Source organism: Actinoplanes xinjiangensis (assembly GCF_003148685.1).
Taxonomy (GTDB): domain Bacteria; phylum Actinomycetota; class Actinomycetes; order Mycobacteriales; family Micromonosporaceae; genus Actinoplanes; species Actinoplanes xinjiangensis.
Window position 1 is genome coordinate 68,298 of record NZ_QGGR01000009.1, and the last position, 21,101, is coordinate 89,398.

The following is a 21,101-nucleotide window of genomic DNA, read 5'->3' on the forward strand; positions in this document are numbered from 1 at the left end:
TCCGCAGATGTCCGACGAGAGGCTGCGCCGACTCAACGCGATGCGTGACTGTGACCGGATTCTGTCCGGTGTCCGGCCGAAGACGATGCGGGACCGGCTCGCCGACCTCGAAGCCGGTGGTGACCTGGACGGATGGCCGGATTTCTACGGTGACGGGCCGGTCGAGGTGCTGGAGGAACGGGTCGCCGGGCTGCTCGGCACCCAGGCCGCGGTGTTCTTCCCGACCGGCACGATGGCCCAGCAGGTGGCGTTGCGCTACGGCGCCGACCGGAGCGGTGTCCCGGCGGCCGCGCTGCACCCGCTGGGTCACCAGGAGGTGCATGAACGGCACGCGTATGCGGAGCTCACCGGCTTGCGCGGGGTCCGTTCCACGATCGAGCGGCGCAATCCCACGGCGGCCGAGATCGCCCGGCTGGGTGAGCCGGTGAGCACGGTCGTCATCGAGCTGCCGATGCGGGACGCCGGGTTCGTGCTGCCGTCCTGGGACGAGCTGGTGGCGGTGGCGAAGGCGGCTCGCGCGATCGATGCCCGGGTGCACTTCGACGGGGCCCGGATCTGGGAGTCGACGCCGTACCTGGGCCGCTCGCTGCGGGAGGTGGCGGCGCTCGCGGACAGCGTCTACGTGTCGTTCTACAAGTCGCTCGACGGGATCAGCGGGGCGGTGCTCGCCGGTACCGCCGACCTGGGTGACTACGCCCGGGCGTGGCGGCACCGGTACGGCGGGACGATCTTCCAGCAGTGGCCGGCCGTGCTCACCGCGCTGGCCGGGCTCGACCGGGAACTGCCTCGGCTTCCGGAGTATGTGCGCCATGCCCGTACCATTGCTGACGCTTTGTCGCTTCTGCCGGGGGCGAAGGTCTTCCCGCAGCCGCCGCACACCCATCAGTTCCGTCTCTGGCTGCCGTTTCCGGCGGGTGAGCTGGGCGCGGCCGTTCTGGCGATGGCCGAGCGGGACGGGGTCTGGTTCGCCGGTGGCTGGCAGGACGCGGATGTGCCCGGTTATGCGGTGACCGAGGTCACGATCGCCGGGCACGCTCTGGAGTGGACCGCCGCCGACGTCGCCGAGGTGGGTGCGCGGCTGCTGGCGGAGCTCACCTGAGGCGCGGGGCGCGCGAGGATCGGTGCGTGTGGGTACCTGGTTGGCGACGATCCGATTCCCTGACGGCACCGAGCGATACGCGCGCTACAGCACCGTGGTCGAGTCGACGTCCCACCCGCTGTATCCGGAGGTGTGCCGGATCGGCGGGACCCTGCCGAGCGGGGACGAGTGCTATCGCCGGCGGTCTGCGGTGCCGAGCCGGCCGGTGAGCGGCTCGGTCTCTACTTCCCGTCGCCGGGTATGCGCTGGGACCAGGAGACCGACGGGCCGTACCCGGAGTCGCCGCCGGTGCCGGACCCGTTCGCCGAGTGGAACGCTCCGGACATCTGCCGTCCCTGGCTGCTGACCTGGCTCCTGGAGCCGGAGCCGGCGGTGGCCCCGAGCCGCAGCCGGAGCAACCGTCCACATGGTGGACACGTGTGAAGCGGGCCTGGCAGGGCTGACCGTCACCCGAGATCAACTGGCTCTTGTCCGGAGCGCGGAAGACGCCTACGCTGCCAGCAGCAGGAAAGCGCTTTCCTAGTAAATTCCGGAGGGATACCGAATGGCAGCGCGTAGATCGATCGGCATCGTCGTCAATGGTGTCACCGGCCGGATGGGCTACCGCCAGCACCTGGTCCGTTCCCTTCTGGCCATCCGTGAGCAGGGCGGCGTGCCGCTCGCCGGTGGCGGCCACATCTGGCCCGAGCCGATCCTGGTCGGCCGTGACCCCGACAAACTCGCCGCCATCGCGGCCCGGCACGGCCTCACCGAGTGGACCACCGACCTCGACGCGGCCCTCGCCCGTCCGGAGGTCGAGATCTACTTCGACGCCCAGGTGACCGCGCAGCGGGAGAAGGCGATCCGTCAGGCGATCACCGCCGGCAAGCACGTCTACACCGAGAAGCCGCTGGCCGAGAGCTCGGCGGCGTCGCTCGAGCTGGCCGAGCTGGCCGAGTCCGCGGGCATCCGCAACGGCGTCGTCCAGGACAAGCTCTTCCTTCCCGGCCTGCGCAAGCTCAAGCGCCTGATCGACGGCGGCTTCTTCGGCCGGATCCTGTCGGTGCGCGGCGAGTTCGGCTACTGGGTGTTCGAGGGCGACTGGCAGGTGGCGCAGCGGCCGAGCTGGAACTACCGGCTCGCCGACGGCGGTGGCATCGTGATGGACATGTTCCCGCACTGGAACTACGTGCTCGAGGAGCTGTTCGGCAACGTCCGTACGGTCCAGGCGACCACCGCGACGCACATCACCAAGCGGGTCGACGAGCGCGGCGAGGAGTACGCCGCCGACGCCGACGACGCCGCCTACGCGATCTTCGAGCTGGAGGGTGGCATCATCGCCCAGCTCAACTCCTCCTGGACGGTCCGGGTGAACCGGGACGAGCTGGTCGAGTTCCAGGTCGACGGCACCCACGGCAGCGCGGTGGCCGGTCTGCGCGGCTGCAAGATCCAGCACCGGGCGGGCACGCCGAAGCCGGTCTGGAACCCGGACCTGCCGCTCACCGGGAAGTCGTTCCGGGACGAGTGGGCCGAGGTGCCGGACAACGAGGAGTTCGACAACGGCTTCAAGGTGCAGTGGGAGGCGTTCCTGCGGCACGTGGTCGCGGACGAGACGTTCCACTGGGACTTCCGGTCCGGTGCCCGCGGCGTCCGGCTGGCCGAGGCCGGTCTCCAGTCCGCGCGTGAGGGCCGGCGGATCTCGGTATGAGCACCGTCAACCTGCCCGGCGGGCGCACCCTGACCCTCTCGGCGCGTGACTGGGTCAAGCCGGACAACGCCCCCACCAGCCGGATCGCCTACGCCGCCGCGCACGTCGTCGCCGACCCGCACGCCGAGAACGCCCCCGGCGCCGCCGCCGCTCTCGACTGGGAGCGGACCCTCGCCTTCCGCCACCACCTGTGGTCGCACGGCCTGGGCGTGGCCGAGGCGATGGACACCGCACAGCGCGGCATGGGCCTGGACTACACCGCCACCCGGGAGCTGATCCGCCGGAGTGCCGCCGAGGCCGCCGCGGCCGGCGGGCGGATCGTGGCCGGCGTGGCCACCGACCAGCTCGCCCCCGGTCAGGTCACTCTCGACCAGGTCCGGCGGGCCTACTCCGAGCAGCTCGCCGACGTGCTCACCGCGGGTGCCGCACCGGTGCTGATGTGCAGCCGGCACCTCGCCGCGACGGCCCGCGACGCCGACGACTACCTGGGTGTCTACCGGGAGCTGCTGGACGAGTCGGACAAGCCGGTCGTTCTGCACTGGCTGGGTATCGCGTTCGACCCGGCGCTGGAGGGTTACTGGGGCTCGTCCGAGGTGGACAAGGCCACCGAGACCGTGCTGGAGCTGATCAACAGCAATCCGGCGAAGGTCGACGGCATCAAGATCTCGCTGCTCGACGCCGATCACGAGATCAGCCTGCGCCGCAGGCTGCCCGCGGGGGTCCGCCTCTACACCGGCGACGACTTCAACTATCCGGAGCTGATCCGGGGCGACGAGCAGGGCTACTCGGACGCGCTGCTCGGCATCTTCGCGGCGATCGCCCCGGCGGCGGCGGCCGCGTTCGCCGCCCTGGACCGGGGTGACCTGGACGAGTACGAGCGGATCTTCGCCCCCACCGTGCCGCTGTCCCGGCACATCTTCAAGAAGCCGACGTTCTACTACAAGACGGGCATCGTCTTCCTCGCCTGGCTCAACGGCCACCAGGACCACTTCACCATGGTCGGTGGCCTCCAGTCGGGCCGCTCGGTGCCGCACTTCGCCGAGCTGATCGAGCTGGCCGACGCCGCCGGCCTGTTGACCGACCCGGACCTGGCCGCCCACCGGGCGAACCGCTTCTTCGAGGTCACCGCGGGTGAAGGGGTGAGCATCCGATGAGCCGCTTCTCCTTCAACCAGATCACCGCGAAGCACTGGGAGCTGACCGAGCTGGTCAAGGGCGTCGTGGACGCCGGCGTGGACAAGGTCGCACTGTGGCGCGAGCCGGTCGCCGAGTACGGCCTGGAGCGCTCCGCCGCCCTGGTCCGTGACGCCGGACTGACCGTCACGACCCTCTGCCGCAGCGGGTTCTTCCAGCTCGACGGCTGGTTCGACGACAACCGCCGGGCCATCGACGAGACCGCCGCACTCGGCGCACCGGTGCTGGTGCTGGTGTCCGGCGGGCTGCCAGAGGGCTCCCGGGACATCGCCGGTGCCCGCGCCCACGTCGCCGACGCCATCGCCCGGCTCGTCCCGCACGCGGCCGCCGCCGGGGTCACCCTGGCGATCGAGCCGCTGCACCCGATGTACGCCGCCGACCGCTGCGTCATCAGCACCTGGGACCAGGCCATGGCGATCGCCGAGCAGCACCCGGTCGGTCAGGTCGGCGTCACCGTCGACACCTACCACCTGTGGTGGGACGACACCGTGCTGCCGAAGATCGAGGCGGCCGGCGAGCGGATCGCGATCTACCAGCTCGCCGACTGGATCACCCCGCTGCCGGCCGGCGTCCTCACCGGCCGTGGCCTGCCCGGCGACGGCTGCGTCGACTTCCGGGCCTTCCACGCCGCGGTGGAGAAGGCGGGCTACACCGGCCCGATCGAGGTCGAGGTGATGAACGAGGAGCTCTGGCAGCGTCCCGGACCGGAGATCCTGGCCGACACCCTGGCCGGGTACCAGAGCATCTGATGTTCTTCGGCGTGTCCACACTGGGCTGTCCCGGTCTGCCCCTGGACCGGGTGGCCCGGCTGCTGCGCCGGCACGACGTCGGCGCCGTGGAGCTGCGCTGCGCCGACGACGAGCCGGTGCACACCGGTCTGAGCCCCGCCGACCGCCGGGCGGCACGGGACACGCTCGACGGCCTCCGGCTCGTCGGTCTGGCCACCTATGTGCGGCTCACCGACGGTGCGGCCGGTCTCGCCGGGCACCTCGATCTGGCGTACGACCTGGGCGCGACCACCCTGCGCCTGATGCCCGGCGGTACCGGCGACCCGGCGCCGCTGCTGGACCGGGCGGCCGCCGTGCTCGCCGACGCCGTCGTGACCGCCAGGGGCAGTGGTGTCCGCCTGCTCGTGGAGACGCACGACGCGTTCCTGCGCGGCGCCGACGTGCGCCGGCTGCTCGAACTGTCCGGCGCCGGCCACACGGAGGCCGGCGCGGTGTGGGACGCCCTGCACCCGTGGCGGTCCGGCGAGCCCCCGGTGCGTACCGCCGTCGAGTTGGGCCCGTGGCTCGGCGAGGTGCAGATCAAGGACGTGGCCGGCCCGGCCGACCTGGTGCCGTTGGTGCCCGGGACGGGAGCGGTGCCGAACGCCGAGGTACTGACCCTGGCCCGCGCGGCCGGGTTCACCGGCCCGGTGGTGCTGGAACACGAGGCCCGCTGGTACCGGGACGCCGCGCCGATCGACGACGCCATCGCCGGCGGGCGCCGCGTCTTCGACCGGAGATGACTGCCGGTTCGCGGTCAACGACGCCCGCGAACCGGTCCTCCGGCGGACACCCCGGGTAGCGGACCGGAGTCCGCCCGCACGGGCTTGCCGAGGCGGGCCCGGTCGGGTGAGATCCGTAGTTCACACTACGGAGGGCTACGCGAGGGGAGGGGCTGGTGGCGGGGATCGACACTCCGGCCGGCTACACCCGCCTCGATCGGGTGCGTACCGGTGCCGACGCCGACGTCTACCAGGCATGGGACGAGCGTGCCGGCCGCTGGGCCATGCTGCGGCTCTTCCACCGTTTCGTCGCCGGGCGGGCCGAGGAGGCGGCGTTCGCCACGCATGTCGCCGCCTCGCTGGGGCTGGTCGGCAACGCGTCGATCGTGCCGGTCCGGGCCGGTGGGATCACCGCGACCGGCCGTCCGTGGCTGGCTCTCGACCGGGCCGAGGGCCGTCTCCTGAGCGAGGTGCTCCGGGACGGTCCGCCGCCGGCCGAGGCCCTGCGCCTGGTGACTCTGCTGGCCGACGCACTGACCTGGGCCCATTCGCTGCGCCCGCCGATGCTGCACGGGCGGATCCGGGCCGAGCACGTCGTCGTCAGCCCGGCCGGCATCCCGATGATCACCGATTTCTCCGCGCCGCGCCCGCCCGGCGCTCCCGGGCCGAGGCCGAGCGGTGACGTGACCGACCTGGCGGCGCTGCTGTTCCACGCGCTCACCGGCAACCCCTGGCCGGGTCGCGGCGAACCCGACGACCGGGCCATCGCGGCCTGGCCGGGCCTGACCGGCCTGCTCGACGAGGTGCTGACGCCGGTTCCGGCGATCGACTCGATGGCGGTGTTCGCGGCCCGGCTGCGGCAGGTGTGGCACGCGGCCGATGTGGCGGATCCGCTCCCGGCCGCGCCGCCCGGCGAGATCACCCCGGCTGCGCCGCCCGAGATGCACAAACCCGACATGCACAAGCCCGAGGGGTACGCCGGCAAGCGCTCCCTCTCGATGCTGGCCCTGGTGGCGCTGCTGCCGCTGGGGTACGGCGCGGTCCACCTGTTCCCGGACAAGGCCGTGGTGCCGCCGCTCTGCGCCACGACGGCGGCCGGCGACGCGGGTTCGGCGGTCCTGTGGTGGCCGGCCGACGAGGGCACCGGGACGACGGTGTGCGACGTCTCCGGCAGCGGTAACCGGGCGACGCTGAGCACGGGGGCCGGCTGGTCGTCGGCCGGTGCGGCCATGCGGTTCACCGCGGAGGCCGCGGGCGGTCACGCCAGCGGGCTGGCCCCGGCGGTCCGGACCGACGGCAGTTTCACGGTGATGGCCTGGGTGAACCTGGGCGACACCGACGGAACGCACGGGGTGCTGTCCCAGCCCGGCACGGTGAGCAGCGGTTTCATCCTGAAGTACGAGCGGGCGACCGACTCGTGGCGGCTCACGATGCCGCAGACCGACAGCCGGTCGCCGGTGGTGGACGGGGCGACGTCGACGACCCGGCCCCGGATCGACACGTGGACGCACCTGGCGGCCAGTTTCGACACCGCCACCCGGAAGATCACGATCTTCGTGGACGGGGTGGCCGAGGACAGCGCCGATCACCCGGTCGGCTGGAACGCGACCGGCCCGGTGCAGGCGGGCCGAGCCTGGTACGACGGCGTCTGGTCGGACCGGTTCCACGGGGCGATCGACGACGTGCGCGCCTACCGGGCGGCGCTGCCGGAGACCGGCATCGCGGAGATCGCCGCGTCCGGCCGCGACGAGCACCCGGCGCCCGCGGACGGGCTCTGACGGCTCAGCGGCGCCGGCCCTGGGCGCGGAGTTCCACCAGGAGCCCGTCCCGGTCGGTGAGGACGGCCCCGAGGATGCGGCGGCCCGCGGCGAGCAGGTCGGCGACGTCCGGGGTGCTGAGCGCGTACATGACGAGTGCCCCGTCCCGGAACGAGGTGACGATGCCGGCCCGGCGCAGGACGGCGAGCTGCTGGGACAGGTTCGAGGCCTCCACGTCGATCTCGGCCAGCAGATCCCGGACCGGCTTCGGGCCGTCCTGGAGCAGCTCCAGCACCCGGATCCGGACCGGATGGCCGAGCGTCCGGAACATCTCGGCCTTCGCCTGGTACAGCGGCACTGACACGTTTCGTCCCCTCCGCCGAGAATCCGGCTCCACCGGCGTCCAACCGCTGAGGTTCGGGCTCGGTTACGGCGTACCGCTGAATGAAGTGATGTGCAGTTTCGTAGTTGAAGAAATCGTCAAGTGGGCGCTTACACGATCCATGAACCCACGATCCCGGTGACCGCAGGCGGACATCGTGTGCGACCGGTTCCGGCCGGTGTCGTACACGCTCGGCGCAGACCCGGACCGAGTGGAGGACCGATATGCCGGACATGGACGTAGCCCTCAAGGACGCGATGCAGATCGACGGCGCGATCGGCGTCGCGCTGGTCGACCGCTCCAGTGGCATGGCACTGGGCATCGCCGGCGGGGGCAGGGAGTTCGATCTACAGGTGGCGTCGGCGGCCAACACCGAGGTGGTCCGGGCGAAGCTGCGCACGATGGAGATGCTGAGCCTGCACGAGAAGATCGAGGACATCCTGATCACGCTGGACACCCAGTACCACCTGATCCGGCCGCTGACCGGGCGCTCCGGCCAGGGCCTGTTCCTCTATCTGGCGCTGAACAAGGACCGGGCCAACCTGGCACTGGCCCGTCACCAGTTGAAGCGGATCGAGGGTGGTCTGGACGTCTAGACTGGGGCCGTGCGTGCGCCCCCGATGGCGGAGGTCCCCACCGCCATGATGATCCAGCAGTGGCGGCGGATGACGTTCCTGCACTGGCGATATCCCGTGGACGACGTGCGCCCGCTGCTTCCGGAGGGCCTCACGCCGGACACCGACGACGACCGGGTCTGGGTGGGTCTGCTCCCGTTCCTGATGGACGAGGTGCGCCCGCCCCGGCTCCCATCGGTCCCGTGGCTGTCCACCTTCCCGGAGACGAACCTTCGGACGTACGTCCGTGGGCCGGACGGCGGCACCGGGATCTTCTTCTTCTCCCTGGACGCGGCCCGGCTGCCCGCGGTGGTGATGGCGCGGGCGGGGCTCAATCTGCCGTACCGCTGGTCCCGGATGTCGATGCGCACGAAGGGTGACCTGACCGAGTACCGGGGCAGCCGCTTCGCCGAGCCACGGGGCGCCGGCTATCGGCTACGGGTGCGCTCCGGCGAGCCGTTCCCGGAGCCGGAGCTGGGACCGATCGACCATTTCCTGACCACCCAGTACCGCCTCTACACCGTCGTGGCCGGCCGGCTGGTGAGCGTCGACGTGTGGCATCCGCCCTGGGCGTTGTACCGGGCCGAGGTGCTGGAATTGGAGCAGGACCTGACCACCGCGGCCGGCCTGCCGCCGCCGCACGGTGCCCCGCTGGTGCACTCGTCACCGGGCGTGCGCACCCGGATCGGGCTCCCGCGCCTCGTCCGCTGACCGCATTCGCACAGGTGTTCGAGTTATCCACAGGCTGTGTGCACAGCCTGTGGGTTCGGGTTCACCACTGTGCGGCTCCGGGGCCGGAGAGCGCGGGCAGCGCCGCCCGGCGGCCGGTCATCAGCAGGAGCAGCGCCGCGATCGGCCCGCGCACCTCCGCACCGGCGCCGGCCGACCAGTCCGTGTCGGTGGCGACCAGTCGCACCGCCCGCAGCCGGCGTCGTGCCCAGAACGGCCACCCCATCGTCCACACCCGGGTCGCTCCGGCCGCCGCCGCCCGGATCGGCATGACGAGCGGGCGTTCCAGCGGGACCGCGATGTCCTGGGCGTGCACCAGCACGTCGAAGAGGGTGTTGCGATAGTTCGTCACCGCGGGCAGTCGCCGTGAGCCGGCATGCTGCCGCAACTCGGTGACGAGATCGGCGCCCGGCCGGCTCGCGTGCCGCACCGCGATGTCGTGGTTGAGCCGGTGGAACCGGCCACCGGCCCGGATCGCCTCGGCGGCCATGGTGAACGGGCCGGGCGGCTGCGGCGCCAGCGCCAGATGAGCGGCGACGTCACGCACCCGCCACCCGGCGCAGAGTGACGGGATGTCCCATTCCGCATCGGTCAGGTCGGCGAGGAGATCGGCCACCGCACCACGCTGCTCGGCGATGACGGTCCAGGATTCGTCTCGGTTCATAGTCAGATTATCTGACTACATTCGTCAGAGAATCTGACTTTCACGCTAGGGTGTGCACATGGCGCTCAATGCCGGGCTGCTGATGTTCACCGCCCACCGCGCGATGGAGAGACGTGTGCTCGACGCCGTCGCCGCGGCCGGCTTCGACATCACGGCCGCCCAGGCGCGGATCTTCCAACGGATCGGGCCGGCCGGCACCCGCCTCGGGGAGCTGGCCGAGCAGGCGCAGGTCACCAAGCAGACGGCAGGTTTCCTGGTGGACCAGCTGGAGCGGGCCGGCTATGTCGAGCGGGTCCCGGATCCCACCGACGCCCGGGCGCGGCTGGTGCGCATCGCGGAGCGGGGCCGGGCGGCCGGAGAGGTCGCGGCCGCGGTGGTCACCGAGGTGGAGGCGGAGTGGGCGGCGCACCTGGGCGCGCGACGGATGGCACAGCTGCGCGACGCGCTCGGCCGGCTCCGGGAGATCACCGACCCCTGGGCCGGTGAGTGATCAGTAACGGTCGTTGGCGTCGCTGCGCCGGTGGATCAGCAGCCAGGCGGCCGGCAGCAGCGCGGCCGCGAAGAGCGTCTTCAGCACGTCGCCGATCAGGTACGGCACGAGGCCCGCACTGACCGCGGCGGTCAGATCGATACCCGTCGAGAACGCCAGCCACGGCACCCCGACCAGATAGATCAGGGCGTTACCGGCGGCCATCAGCCCGATCGTGTGTGACGGGCGGCGATCCGCGCCCAAGCCCGCGAGCTGGCCGGCCAGGGCCGCCGCGAAGACGAAACCGAACAGGTAACCGGCGGTCGCCCCGGGCCAGCCGGAGGCGCCGGCGGCGAACCACGGCACCCCGAGCACACCGGCCACGACGTAGATCAGCATGCCGGCGGCACCCCGGGTGGCACCCAGAGTCGCGCCGGCGAGCAGCACGGCGAAGGTCTGCCCGGTGATCGGCACCGGCGAGCCGGGAACCGGGATGGCGATCTGTGCGGCGAGGCCGACGGCGACGGCCGCACCCAGGGGCAGAAGCACATCACGTACGGCGGAACGACCCCACACATCGGCCAGGACACCGGTGGATCTCCCGGGGTGCACGCCGAAAGTGCTGTAAGTCACGGAAGGCCCTCCTATCCGTACATGTAGGAGGAACCATAGGTCCCTCCGTGCCCCAGCGGCAGTCACGAAGAAGGAACTGTGATGTGGAAGTGATCGTTTTCGGGGCGCCGCATCGTCGCGACCCCCCGAAAACGGTCAGGTGGATCAGAGGGTGAGGGTCCAGGTGTTGATGTAGCCGGTGTCGGACGAGTAGACGTCCTGCGCCTTGAGGCGCCAGGTGCCGTTCGCCGCCTCACTCGACAGGTTGACGGTGTAGGTGGTGCTGATGTTGTCGGTGCCGTCGGAGCTGGACGTCGCCTTCAGGGCGTAGGTGGATCCGTCCGGTGCGACCAGGTCGAGCTTCACGTCACCGCGGTATGTGTGCACGACGTTCACCGCGACGGTCGAGGTGGACGACGCGTTGCGGGCGCAGCCGCTGACCGTGATGTCGCTGTGGATCGCGCTGCCGGCGTCCGGGATCGAGACATCGGTGGCGTTGGTCCCGGTGCAGCTCACCGGCGCGGTCGTCGGCGTCGTGGAGGGCGACGCGGTGGGGGTGGTCCCGGTGCAGGTCGGGTCGGCGGTCTGGGCCGGCACGTTGACCGCGTCCCAGGCGGCCTTGGTCTTGTTGAACAGACCACAGGTGCTGTCCAGGGCCTTGGCCGAGGTCAGCGTCCAGGTGCGGTACTTCAGGTAGGACGAGCTCGACGTCTTCATCAGCATCGCGTTGTAGAAGATCTTGGTGGCGGTCTGGATGCCGACGCCGGTCAGGGCGCCGGTACCGGAGCACCGGGTGCTGGCGGGCTGCCCGTTGGTCGGGTTCGTGCCCTCGGCGAGCAGGTAGAACCAGTGGTTGCCGGGACCGGCCGCGGCGTGCACCTCCTGGCTCGGGGTGCTGCTGGAGTAGCAGTTGTCGTCACCGGCGAGCGACGGGTTGTACATGTAGCGGATCGGGCCGCTGCCGACCAGGTTGACCTCCTCGCCGACCTGGTAGTCGAACGGGTCGTTCGGGTTGGCGGCGAAGGCCTCGGTGGCCGCGCCGAAGACGTCACCGACGAACTCCTGGGTGCCGTTGCCGGAGATGCCGCCCGGGGTGTTGTCGTCGATGCCGTGGCCGATCTCGTGACCCACCACGTCCAGCGAGGAGATCCACTGGCCGGCGCTGTTCTTGCCGATCTGGACCTGGGTGCCGTCGTAGTAGGCGTTCGTCTCGTTCAGGCCGACGCGGATCGGCCAGGCGCCGCCGCTGCTGGTGAAGCCGGTACGCCCGAGCCAGCTGGACAGCATGGCCTTCTGCTTCTGCGCGGCGTAGAACGCGTCGACGCAGCCGGTCTCCTTGTTGGTACCGGTGCCGTTGCCCCACACGTTGTCGGTGCCGCTGAACGTCGTGTTGGTCGACGAGTCCTGGCAGGTCAGCGTCGTGAGAGACGGGTCCTTCAGGCTGTACGTGCTGCCCGACAGCGTGGTGTCCAGTGCGACCGCGCCGGTGATCCAGCCGGTCCCCGTACCGCTGACGTGGGTGATGTTGTCCTTGGTGCGCAGCACCTTGCCGGTGAGCGCGTCGACGTCGACGGTCAGGCGGCTGGCGCTCTCGTCGCCGTGGTCGTCGATCCGGGTGCCGTTGATGACGGACTCCCAGGCCAGGGCCGGTGTGCCGGTCGTGGCGAGCACGATGAGCCGCGTGCTCTCGACGTTCTTCACGGTCGTGAGCTCAGCCTTGGCGAGGGGGATCGAGTCGGCCGCGGAGAGCTTCGGGGTGACCGCGAGCCGTCCGATCGGCCGATCCTGCGCGACCGACGTGAACCGGGTCTGACCGGTGCGGTCGGTGACGACGACGAAGTCACCACCGACGACCGGGAGGCCCTTGTAGGTGCGCTCGTACGGGACGTACTGAAGACTGTCGGTCGAGATCACCGGGCGCTGCACGAACGCCTCGTCGGCGCCGGCCAGCAGCACCGCGGGCCGATCGGCGATGAGCGCCGCCGCCGAGTCCTTCGCGAGCGCCGCGACCGCGGCGGGATCGGTGGGGATCGGTGCCCGGGCGGTAGCCGGTCCGGAGACCGCCACCATCGCCGACGCCGCCGCGGTCGCGGCGGCCAGGGCGATGACGACTGGGGTACGGGATTTCACGCCTTCTCCTCTCCCGCCCGGGGGACTGGCGGGCGGGCTTCAACCGTCCGGGGGGACGGCAGGTCACACCGAGGTGACTTGAGGGGAGACGTTATGGATCGACGGGCGTCACCGAATCGGGGAAAACCCTTGCGCTTCTCAGCAGGTGTTCAGGAACCGACTTCGCTGACCTCGACGAAGGGCGCGCCGTTCCACCATTGAGCGTGGACGATGAAGCTCTTCTCGGTCCTGACGAAGTAGACGGCCAGGTTGACGTCCGACCCCTGCTTCTCCACCCGGTAGCCGTCAGCCGGCGTCGCAGTGACGAGGGACACGGTGCCCTTACTCGTCATCCGGATCACCGCGATGCCGCCCTCGGTGGAGAACGACTTCACATAGGTCTTCACGCCGTCACTCGTAGTGACTGTCCAGCCGTTCTCCGTGGAGGTCGCCGGCGGTGTGGTGGTGCTCGCGGACCCCGGCGCGGAACTGGACGGCGATTTGCTCGGAGGTTTCGGATCGGCCGCCGACGACCGGGTGCGCGACGGTGTGGGCCTCGTCGTCCGGGTCGGGCCTGCGGTCTCCGGCAGCGGAGCGGCGCTGGTCTCCGCCACGGCGGCCGGCGCGGGGAGCTGGTCGATGTCCGGCAGCTCACCCGAGTCGGCGCGGGCCGCATTGAGAACCGGCGACAGCGCCACCGAGGAGAGCACGATGCTGGTCGCCGTGGCCACACACCACCCGGCTATCGGCACCCACCTGGAAGATCGCACGAGGCCATCCTCTCACCTGGTCCTAAGGTAATCGCCATGGCGATGATCCTGTTGGTCGAGGACGACCGCATCATCACGGCCGCTCTGACCAGGGCCCTGACCGATGCGGGGCATGTGGTGCGCCCGGTCGGGCAGGCCGCCCAGGCGTTGAAGATCGTCACCCAGGAGCGGCCCGACCTGGTGATTCTCGACCTCGGACTACCCGATATCGACGGCACCGACGCGCTGCGGATGATGCGTACCGTCTCCGACGTGCCGGTGATCGTCGCCACCGCCCGCCGGTCCGAGGCGGACATCATCGCGCTGCTGAGCGCCGGCGCCGACGACTACGTGACCAAGCCGTTCTCCGGTGGGCACATCCTCGCGCGCATCTCGGCGGTGCTGCGCCGGGCCCGGACCACCATCGAGCAGCAACCCAACGCGATCACGGTCGGTGAGCTGGTGATCAAGCCGCGGCAGCGCCGGGTCGAGCTTCGCGGCGAGCCGTTGCAACTCACCCGGCGTGAGTTCGACGTCCTCGCGTATCTTGCCGAACGGGTCGGCCAGGTGATCAGCCGGCGCGAGCTGATGAACCAGGTGTGGCAGCAGGCGCGGATCGGCGAGGAGCAGACCATCGACGTCCACATCTCCTGGCTGCGCCGCAAACTCGGCGAGACCGCCGCGAAACCGCGTTACCTGCACACCGTACGGGGAGTGGGCGTCATGATGGTCGATCCGCAATGAGGTGGGCGCTCAACCGCCTGGCACTCGCGATCACCTCGATGGTGGCACTCGCCTTCCTCGTGCCGCTCGCCGTCGCGACCCGGCAGATCGCCTACGACCGGGCCATCTCCGACGCCCGCCAGCAGGCCACCTCGATGGTGACCGTGCTCGGCGTCGACAGTGACCTGTTCACCCTGACCAACGCGGTCGCCAGCACCGCCGCCGGCAGCGACGGACGGCTCGCCCTGCACCTGCCCGGCCTCGACCCGATCGGGACGTCGCACCTGACCAAGGCGACCGTGCGGCGCGCCGCGGAGGAACGGCGGGCCGCCACCGCCGAGATCGAGGGCGGGGTCGCGTACCTCCAGCCGACCGTGCTCACCGACGGACGTACCGTCGTGGTCGAGGTCTTCGTGCCCGGCGACGAGACGCGGCGGGGCGTCGGTTTCGCCTGGCTCGCCCTCGGTGGCCTGGCGATCGTGCTGGTCGGCGGCTCGACGCTGCTCGCCGACCGGCTCGGCAGCCAGCTGGTCCGGTCCACCCGCCAGCTCGCGGCCGCGAGCCGGCGCCTCGGCGGTGGCGAACTCAACGAACGGATCACCCCCACCGGGCCGCGCGAACTGCACGACGCGGCGAAGGCCTTCAACACCATGGCCGACGATCTGCGGCGGTTGCTGGATCGCGAGCGCGAGCTGGCCGCGGACCTCTCCCACCGATTGCGTACGCCGCTGACCGGCCTCCGTCTCGATGTGGAGGCGATGCCGCCCGGCCCGATCGCCGAACGGATGCGCCAGGCCTGCGACCTGCTCGACGAGGAGCTGGAGGCGATCATCACCGGGGCCCGGCTGGGCAGCATCGAGAAACGCGGCTCGCAGCAGTGCGACCTGGTCGAGGTGCTCGCCGACCGGCTGGCCTTCTGGTCGGTGCTGGCCGAGGACCAGGAACGGCCCTGGGAGGTGGTCGGCGGCAACGAGCCGGTGCTCCTCCCGATGCCGGCGAGCGAGGTGATCCTGGTGGTGGACGCGCTGCTCGGCAACGTCTTCTCGCACACCCCGGACGGCACCGCGTTCCGGGTCAGCGTCTCGGCCAGTGGACTGCTCGTCGACGACGCCGGCCCCGGTATCCCCGACCCGGAACGGGCGGTGACCCGCGGGTTCAGCGGCGCCGGCTCGACCGGACTGGGTCTGGACATCGTGCGCCGGGCCGCCGAGACGGTACGTGGTCAGCTCGTCATGGACCGTAGTCCGCTGGGGGGTGCCCGCATCGGATTCCTGCTGCACGCGCCCGTTCTCGAGTCCGCTGAACAGCGCAAACGCCGCTGATCACGGCTTTAAAAGGGGTTTCCGGTTCCGTTAAGGCCCCGTTATGGCAGCCGCTCCTAATGTTCCGCCCTGTAACTGCCAGGTCGAAACACTGGAGAGCTGACATGCGCAGGAAGATCGCCTACCCGCTGGCCACCCTCGGGATGGTCGCCTCCTCCCTGGCGGTCGCGTCGTCGCCCGCCCTGGCGCACGGCTACGTCTCCTCGCCGCCCAGCCGTCAGGCGCAGTGTGCCGCCGGCGCGGTCGCGAACTGTGGCGCCATCCAGTTCGAGCCGCAGAGCGCGGAGGCCCCGAAGGGGTCGAAGCAGTGCAACGGCGGGGTCGCCGCCTTCCCGGAACTGAACAACGACTCCCTGCCCTGGCGGGCCACCAACGTCGGGAAGTCGGCGACCTTCAACTGGGTCCTGACCGCCCGGCACCGGACGGCCACCTGGGTGTACTACGTGGACGGCAACCCGATCGCCACCTTCGACGACAAGAACGCCATCCCGTCGGCCACCGTCTCGCACACCGTCGACCTGAGCCGCTTCTCGGGCCGCAAGACGGTCCTCGCGGTGTGGAACATCGGCGACACCCCGATGGCCTTCTACAACTGCGTGGACGTCAACATCGGTGGCTCCGGCGGTGGCTCGGCGACCCCGACCGCTCCGCCGGCGACCGCGGCGCCGACGACCCCGCCGGCTACGACGCCGACCACCGCGCCGACCACCGCACCCACCACCGCGGCCCCGACCGCGACCGCCGCGCCGACCGGCACGGTTCCGGCGACCGGCACAGCGTGGGCACCCGGAGTGGCGTACAAGATCAATGACGTGGTGACCTACGAGGGCGTGTCCTACAAGTGCCGCCAGGCGCACCAGTCGATCCGCAGCTGGGAGCCCGGCATCTGGACGCTCGCCCTCTGGCTGCCGCTGTGAAGCGCCGGGTAGCCGCCGTCCTGGCACTCGCCGCCGCCCCGCTGCTGCTGGGCGCCTGTGGCACCGCGGTCGACAAGCCGGCCCCGCCGTCGAACACCGCGACACAGGCCGACGTCAAGAACGTCGCCGAGATCACCGCGGGCTCGACGTTCAACGACACCGACGTGATGTTCCTGCAGATGCTGATCGACAACCTCGAACAGGGTCAGGAGATGGCACGGACCGCGGCCAAGCGGGCCACCCGCCCCCAGGTCGCCGAACTCGCCAAGGCCGTGCAGGTCACCCAGGCCGACGAGATCAAGCTGATGAAGAGCTGGCTCGCCGAGTGGGACAAGCCGGCCACCCTCGACGAACGGATCAGCCTGCACGCGGATCACGGTGGTATGCCGAGCACCGGGGACAAGGAGATCGCCTCGTTGACGACGGTGAAGAAGGCACAGTTCGAGACCGCCTTCCTCAACCTCTTCCTGGCGCACCAGCACAACGCCGTCGAGTTCGCCCAGCTGGAACTCGACAAGGGCGGCAACGAACTGGCCAGATCCTTCGCGGAACGGGTCAAGCAGTCCCGGACCGACCAGGTCCAGCAGATGCTCAAGCTGCTCGCGGGCTGACGTTCGTTCCGTATACGGGGCAGTCCATCACGGACTGCCCCGTTTTCCGGTTTTCTTACAGAATGATGATTCTGCACAGTGGTTCCGCCGTACTCGTCTCGCTCGTCATGGCTGCCACGCCCCTGTGGGACCACCCCGGGTACGACGCCGAGGACAGCCACCACAACCCGGGCGAGACCGTGATCACCAGCGACCGGATCCGGCACGTCACACAGAAATGGCAGGTCAGCCTGCGCACCGGTGACGAGAGCTGCTCGGGATTCGGCGAGCCGATCCTGTCCGGCGGGCGCGTCTACGTCAGCGACCAGCTCGGGATCTCCGCCTACACGGCGGCCACCGGCGCGGTGAGCTGGCGATACGACTGGGCGTACCCCGGCGACAGCGAGACACCGCGCATCGCCCTCAGCGACGGGCTGCTGATCGTCGCCGGTGGTGACTGCCACTCACAGAGCGACCCGGACGGCGAGATCATCGCCCTCGACGCCGGAACCGGGCTGCCCCGGTGGAAGCTTCAGGTCGACATCCCGATCCATGCGGTCGTCGTCGACAAGGGGCTCGTCGTCATCTCCGGAGGATCGCCGTCGGACGAGGACGCGATCATCGCCCACCACGTCCGCGACGGCCGGGAGGCGTGGCGCAAGGACAAGTACCTGGCGGCGGGAGTGTCGGCCGACGGCACGATCCTGGCCAGGGTCACCGACGGCTACCAGGTGGCGACCGGCACCACCGCCGCGATCACGATCACCACCGGGACCGTGCGATGGGCCAGGAAGGCGGACTGGACCGCGCAGGCCGCGTCACCCGGCGCCGAACGGTTCCTCGTCACCGACAAGACCGGAGTGCTGAGCTCGGTACGGGTGTCCGACGGGCAACCGCAATGGACCTCCCCGGCCGGCCCGTCGGAGACGATCGCGGTCGACTCCGCACGCGTCTACCGGGTGTCGGGGCGCGACGTGGAAGCGCTCGGCGTCGCCGACGGGAAACGGATCTGGGCCGTCCGGCAGAAGGTCGACGGGGTGCAGCCGGTCACGGCCGGAGGGCTGATCTACGCCGGTGGAGCGGTACTGAACGCTGCGGACGGCAAGGTCGCCGGACCCGACCTCACCGGCCGGGTGATCGTTGCCGGCGGGCGGATCCACCAGGTGGTGACCGGACGACTCAGAACCCTCGCCTGAGGCGGAGTATCGGCCGGCCCTCCGGATCGCCGCGGGCGTGGGCGGGTGCGGTTGGGGAGCGGTGGGCCGTACCTCCGCCCGGGGTTGCCGTTGGGTTGTTCCTGGAGTCTCGGACTTTGCGGTCTTCCACCTGATCCGAAGGAGGAGGTGGCGCCGATGGACGGCGCCACTTTCCTTGTGGAGGTGCCGCCGCCTTGGCTCCGATGTTCGCGCCGCTCCGAGAGCGAAACTACCGCCTGTGGGCGGCCGCCGACCTCATCTCGGTCGGCGGCACGTGGATGCAGGTGCTGGCGCTGAACTGGCTGATCCTGTCGGCCACCGGCTCGGCGACCGCCATGGGCGCGGTCGTCATGCTGCAGTCCCTGCCCGTCCTGCTGCTCGGCAGTTGGGGCGGCGCTCTCGCCGACCGCCTGCCGGCCCGGCCCCTGCTGATCGCCTTCCAGGCCACGCGGGCGCTGCTCGCACTGGCTCTCCTGCTGCCCGGCGGCAACTGGACGGTCTACGCGGTCGCCTTCGCCTCCGGGGTGATCGGCTCCTTCGAAGGCCCGATCCTCGGCCGTTTCGGCTCCGCCCTCGTCTCCAAGGACGCGCTGGCGTCCGCGCTGGCACTCGGCTCCGTCCTCAGCTCCGCCGGCCGGATCGGCGGCATGGCTCTCGGCGGTGTGCTCATCGGCGTCACCGGCCCGAACGCGCTGTTCGTGATCAACGCGCTGTCGTACCTCGCCGTCATCTTCGCCCTGCTCGCCATGCGCCTCGGCGACATGCGGCCGCTCGCCGTCGCTGCCGCCTCCGAGGGCGGTGTCCTGGCCGGCTTCCGCTACCTCCTGCGCCAGCCGGTGATCCTGGTCGTCCTGGCCCTGTCGTTCGTGCTCGGCTCCCTCGGCCGCAACTACCAGGTGTCGATGGCCGCCATGGTCTCCGGCCCGCTGGGTGGATCGTCCGGTTCGTACGGTCTGTTGTCGACGGTCTTCGCCGTCGGCGCCGTCGCGGGCGGCCTGCTGCTGGCCGGTACCGGGCGCTCCACGCTGCGGGTCCTCGTCGGAACCGGATTCCTGATCAGCGCCCTGCAATTCTGTTCCGGGCTGGCCCCTTCCGTGCTGGGCTTCGCCGCCCTGATCCTCCCGATCGCCGCCGGCGCCGTCGTCTTCGACACCGTCGTCTCCACCCGCATCCAGCTGGACACGCGCGAGGAGATGCGCGGCCGCGTCCTCGCCACCGTCGGCATCGTCTCGTCGCTGTCCGGCATCGTCGGAGCCCCGGCGATCGGCTGGCTCTGCGACTCGATGGGCGCCCGAGGGGCCCTGGTCACGGCCGGCGCGGTCACCACCGTCGCGGCGGTGGTGGGTGGGGTTGCGCTGGTCCGGTTGAAGGGACGCGCCTTGAATTGGTCCGTCCTGCTGGGCCGCCCCGCCGAACAACCCGCCTGACTATGAACGCCCCGTTGCCGGCCGGTCGATCTCTCGACCGGCCGGCACCGTGCGTCAGGCGATGGCGGCCGGAAACCGGCACCTCACGCCGGTGTCCGGCGTACTCGGCCGGAACGCGGTCCCGCGACCCTGGAGGTGTGCCCCGGTGGCTTTCCGCAGGCCACATCGCGGTTCGATAGCGTGAGGGTGCCTGCACCCGCCAGCATCGAGGGGAACACGTGGAGCTCCTGCACTCCGGCAAGGTCCGGGACGTCTATGCCGACGGGGATGACCTCATCCTGGTCGCCTCGGATCGGATCTCGATCTATGACGTCATCCTGCCGACGCCGATTCCGGACAAGGGGAAGATTCTCACCCAGCTGTCCCTCTGGTGGTTCGACCAGCTCAGCGACGTCATCCCCAACCATGTCATCTCGGCCACCGATGTCCCCGCCGAGTTCGCGGGGCGGGCCATCCGGTGTGAGCGGCTCGAGATGGTCATGGTCGAGTGCATCGCCCGGGGATACCTGGCGGGGTCGGGGCTCAAGGATTACGAGCGGGAGCGGATGGTCTCCGGCAACCGGCTGCCGGACGGGCTGGTGGAGTCGTCCAAGCTGCCTGAGCCGATCTTCACGCCCAGCACCAAGGAACCGGTCGGTGGAGGGCACGACGCGCCGCTGACGTACGACGAGACGGTCGAGCGGGTCGGCAAGGAGCTCGCTGAGGAGCTGCGCCGGGTGACGCTCGAGATCTACCGGCGCGGGTCGGAGATCGCGGCGGCCAAGGGCATCATCATCGCCGACACCAAGATCGAGGTCGGGCACGCGAACGGCGTCCTCAAGATCGGTGACGAGCTGCTGACGCCGGATTCGTCGCGTTTCTGGGAGGCCGCCGAGTGGCAGCCCGGCAGGGTGCCGCGCTACCTCGACAAGCAGTTCCTCCGTGACTGGTCGACGCAGCACACCGACTGGGACCGCACCGAGCCCGGCCCGGTCATCCCGGATGAGGTCGCCGAGGCCACCCGTAACCGGTACGTCGAGGTCTACGAGCGCATCACCGGAGACCGCTGGCGCTGATCGAAGCCGCGGCCGCTGCTCAATCCGGGCGGTTACCGCTGATCAGGAGGGTCCACCGCTGGCGTTTGCGCATCAGATGGGCGCCGTAACCGCCGGCCAGGATCCCCTCGATCAGGCCGGTCCATCCGCCGAACACGATGCAGATCGGGGCGATCGTCCACAGCAGAACGGCGACGACCGCCCACCACAGCGGCGGTCGGGCGGCGCGTTGCGCGAATCCGGGGTCGTCGATCTCGATCCGGGCTACCAGACCGGCAAAGACCTGCTGTTCTTCGGGTTTGAGCACGATGATCACCTCCATCCGAGGGGCGGGCGGCG

23 protein-coding genes are annotated in these 21,101 nt (G+C 70.6%); 17 read left to right on the forward strand and 6 right to left on the reverse strand.

The window, feature by feature from the left end; translation table 11 throughout:
* Window positions 1-7: 7 nt before the first annotated feature.
* The 7 genes from BC793_RS21015 (at window position 8) to BC793_RS21045 (ending at window position 7,246) form a co-directional block, all read left to right on the forward strand.
* Window positions 8-1,099 carry a threonine aldolase family protein gene (locus BC793_RS21015; protein ID WP_109594804.1) on the forward strand — a complete coding sequence of 364 codons (1,092 nt, stop codon included), beginning with the start codon at window positions 8-10 and terminating at the stop codon, window positions 1,097-1,099.
* 168 nt (window positions 1,100-1,267) lie between these two features.
* Window positions 1,268-1,522, forward strand: a complete 255-nt coding sequence (locus BC793_RS21020; protein WP_109594806.1) for a hypothetical protein — start codon at window positions 1,268-1,270, stop codon at window positions 1,520-1,522.
* Between the two features lie 121 nt (window positions 1,523-1,643).
* On the forward strand, window positions 1,644-2,786 hold the full coding sequence (locus tag BC793_RS21025; protein ID WP_109594808.1) for a Gfo/Idh/MocA family protein: 1,143 nt from the start codon (window positions 1,644-1,646) through the stop codon (window positions 2,784-2,786).
* A complete protein-coding gene (locus BC793_RS21030) occupies window positions 2,783-3,940 on the forward strand; it encodes a dihydrodipicolinate synthase family protein (protein ID WP_109594810.1) in 1,158 nt (385 codons plus the stop codon). The genes BC793_RS21025 and BC793_RS21030 overlap by 4 nt, the downstream gene beginning before the upstream one ends.
* The gene (locus tag BC793_RS21035; RefSeq protein WP_109594812.1) at window positions 3,937-4,728 is read left to right on the forward strand and encodes a sugar phosphate isomerase/epimerase family protein; all 792 of its coding nucleotides are present in this window, start codon (window positions 3,937-3,939) and stop codon (window positions 4,726-4,728) included. The genes BC793_RS21030 and BC793_RS21035 overlap by 4 nt, the downstream gene beginning before the upstream one ends.
* Window positions 4,729-4,739: 11 nt before the next feature.
* A complete protein-coding gene (locus BC793_RS21040; protein ID WP_203896330.1) occupies window positions 4,740-5,489 on the forward strand; it encodes a sugar phosphate isomerase/epimerase family protein in 750 nt (249 codons plus the stop codon).
* A gap of 155 nt (window positions 5,490-5,644) precedes the next feature.
* Window positions 5,645-7,246, forward strand: coding sequence for a LamG-like jellyroll fold domain-containing protein (locus tag BC793_RS21045; protein ID WP_109594816.1), 1,602 nt, complete (start codon window positions 5,645-5,647; stop codon window positions 7,244-7,246).
* Between the two features lie 4 nt (window positions 7,247-7,250).
* Here BC793_RS21045 and BC793_RS21050 read toward each other — a convergent pair whose 3' ends face one another.
* Window positions 7,251-7,589, reverse strand: a complete 339-nt coding sequence (locus tag BC793_RS21050) for an ArsR/SmtB family transcription factor (RefSeq protein WP_109594818.1) — start codon at window positions 7,587-7,589, stop codon at window positions 7,251-7,253.
* Window positions 7,590-7,831: 242 nt separating this feature from the next.
* Here BC793_RS21050 and BC793_RS21055 point away from each other — a divergent pair, with 242 nt between their 5' ends.
* On the forward strand, window positions 7,832-8,203 hold the full coding sequence (locus BC793_RS21055; RefSeq protein ID WP_109594820.1) for a hypothetical protein: 372 nt from the start codon (window positions 7,832-7,834) through the stop codon (window positions 8,201-8,203).
* A 9-nt stretch (window positions 8,204-8,212) separates the two neighbouring features.
* On the forward strand, window positions 8,213-8,932 hold the full coding sequence (locus tag BC793_RS21060) for a YqjF family protein (RefSeq protein WP_146246376.1): 720 nt from the start codon (window positions 8,213-8,215) through the stop codon (window positions 8,930-8,932).
* A gap of 61 nt (window positions 8,933-8,993) precedes the next feature.
* Here the strand turns inward: BC793_RS21060 and BC793_RS21065 are convergent, their stop codons facing one another.
* Window positions 8,994-9,614, reverse strand: coding sequence for a maleylpyruvate isomerase family mycothiol-dependent enzyme (locus tag BC793_RS21065; RefSeq protein ID WP_109594824.1), 621 nt, complete (start codon window positions 9,612-9,614; stop codon window positions 8,994-8,996).
* A 58-nt stretch (window positions 9,615-9,672) separates the two neighbouring features.
* Between BC793_RS21065 and BC793_RS21070 the strand changes: the two genes are divergently transcribed.
* The gene (locus BC793_RS21070; RefSeq protein ID WP_109594826.1) at window positions 9,673-10,104 is read left to right on the forward strand and encodes a MarR family winged helix-turn-helix transcriptional regulator; all 432 of its coding nucleotides are present in this window, start codon (window positions 9,673-9,675) and stop codon (window positions 10,102-10,104) included.
* Here the strand turns inward: BC793_RS21070 and BC793_RS21075 are convergent, their stop codons facing one another.
* The 3 genes from BC793_RS21075 to BC793_RS21085 form a co-directional block, all read right to left on the reverse strand.
* Window positions 10,105-10,716 (reverse strand): biotin transporter BioY, encoded by a 612-nt coding sequence (locus tag BC793_RS21075; RefSeq protein ID WP_239170228.1) that lies wholly within the window; start codon window positions 10,714-10,716, stop codon window positions 10,105-10,107. It abuts the gene before it with no gap.
* 144 nt (window positions 10,717-10,860) lie between these two features.
* Window positions 10,861-12,825 carry a M4 family metallopeptidase gene (locus BC793_RS21080; protein ID WP_109594830.1) on the reverse strand — a complete coding sequence of 655 codons (1,965 nt, stop codon included), beginning with the start codon at window positions 12,823-12,825 and terminating at the stop codon, window positions 10,861-10,863.
* A 149-nt stretch (window positions 12,826-12,974) separates the two neighbouring features.
* Window positions 12,975-13,574 (reverse strand): DNA mismatch repair protein MutL, encoded by a 600-nt coding sequence (locus tag BC793_RS21085; protein WP_170167256.1) that lies wholly within the window; start codon window positions 13,572-13,574, stop codon window positions 12,975-12,977.
* A gap of 36 nt (window positions 13,575-13,610) precedes the next feature.
* Here BC793_RS21085 and BC793_RS21090 point away from each other — a divergent pair, with 36 nt between their 5' ends.
* From BC793_RS21090 to BC793_RS21120, 7 genes are all read left to right on the forward strand, one after another.
* Window positions 13,611-14,297, forward strand: a complete 687-nt coding sequence (locus BC793_RS21090) for a response regulator transcription factor (protein WP_109594834.1) — start codon at window positions 13,611-13,613, stop codon at window positions 14,295-14,297.
* Window positions 14,294-15,598, forward strand: coding sequence for a sensor histidine kinase (locus BC793_RS21095; RefSeq protein ID WP_109594836.1), 1,305 nt, complete (start codon window positions 14,294-14,296; stop codon window positions 15,596-15,598). The genes BC793_RS21090 and BC793_RS21095 overlap by 4 nt, the downstream gene beginning before the upstream one ends.
* A gap of 104 nt (window positions 15,599-15,702) precedes the next feature.
* Window positions 15,703-16,515, forward strand: coding sequence for a lytic polysaccharide monooxygenase (locus BC793_RS21100; RefSeq protein ID WP_109594838.1), 813 nt, complete (start codon window positions 15,703-15,705; stop codon window positions 16,513-16,515).
* Window positions 16,512-17,126, forward strand: coding sequence for a DUF305 domain-containing protein (locus BC793_RS21105; protein ID WP_109594840.1), 615 nt, complete (start codon window positions 16,512-16,514; stop codon window positions 17,124-17,126). The genes BC793_RS21100 and BC793_RS21105 overlap by 4 nt, the downstream gene beginning before the upstream one ends.
* Window positions 17,127-17,188: 62 nt before the next feature.
* Complete coding sequence (locus BC793_RS21110; protein ID WP_109594841.1) at window positions 17,189-18,301, forward strand: outer membrane protein assembly factor BamB family protein; 1,113 nt, start codon at window positions 17,189-17,191, stop codon at window positions 18,299-18,301.
* Between the two features lie 203 nt (window positions 18,302-18,504).
* The gene (locus BC793_RS21115) at window positions 18,505-19,728 is read left to right on the forward strand and encodes an MFS transporter (RefSeq protein ID WP_109594843.1); all 1,224 of its coding nucleotides are present in this window, start codon (window positions 18,505-18,507) and stop codon (window positions 19,726-19,728) included.
* Window positions 19,729-19,946: 218 nt separating this feature from the next.
* Window positions 19,947-20,783, forward strand: a complete 837-nt coding sequence (locus BC793_RS21120; protein ID WP_109594845.1) for a phosphoribosylaminoimidazolesuccinocarboxamide synthase — start codon at window positions 19,947-19,949, stop codon at window positions 20,781-20,783.
* 19 nt (window positions 20,784-20,802) lie between these two features.
* Here BC793_RS21120 and BC793_RS21125 read toward each other — a convergent pair whose 3' ends face one another.
* Entirely contained in the window at window positions 20,803-21,069 is a 267-nt protein-coding gene (locus tag BC793_RS21125; protein ID WP_146246377.1) for a DUF3040 domain-containing protein, read from the reverse strand.
* Window positions 21,070-21,101: the final 32 nt, after the last annotated feature.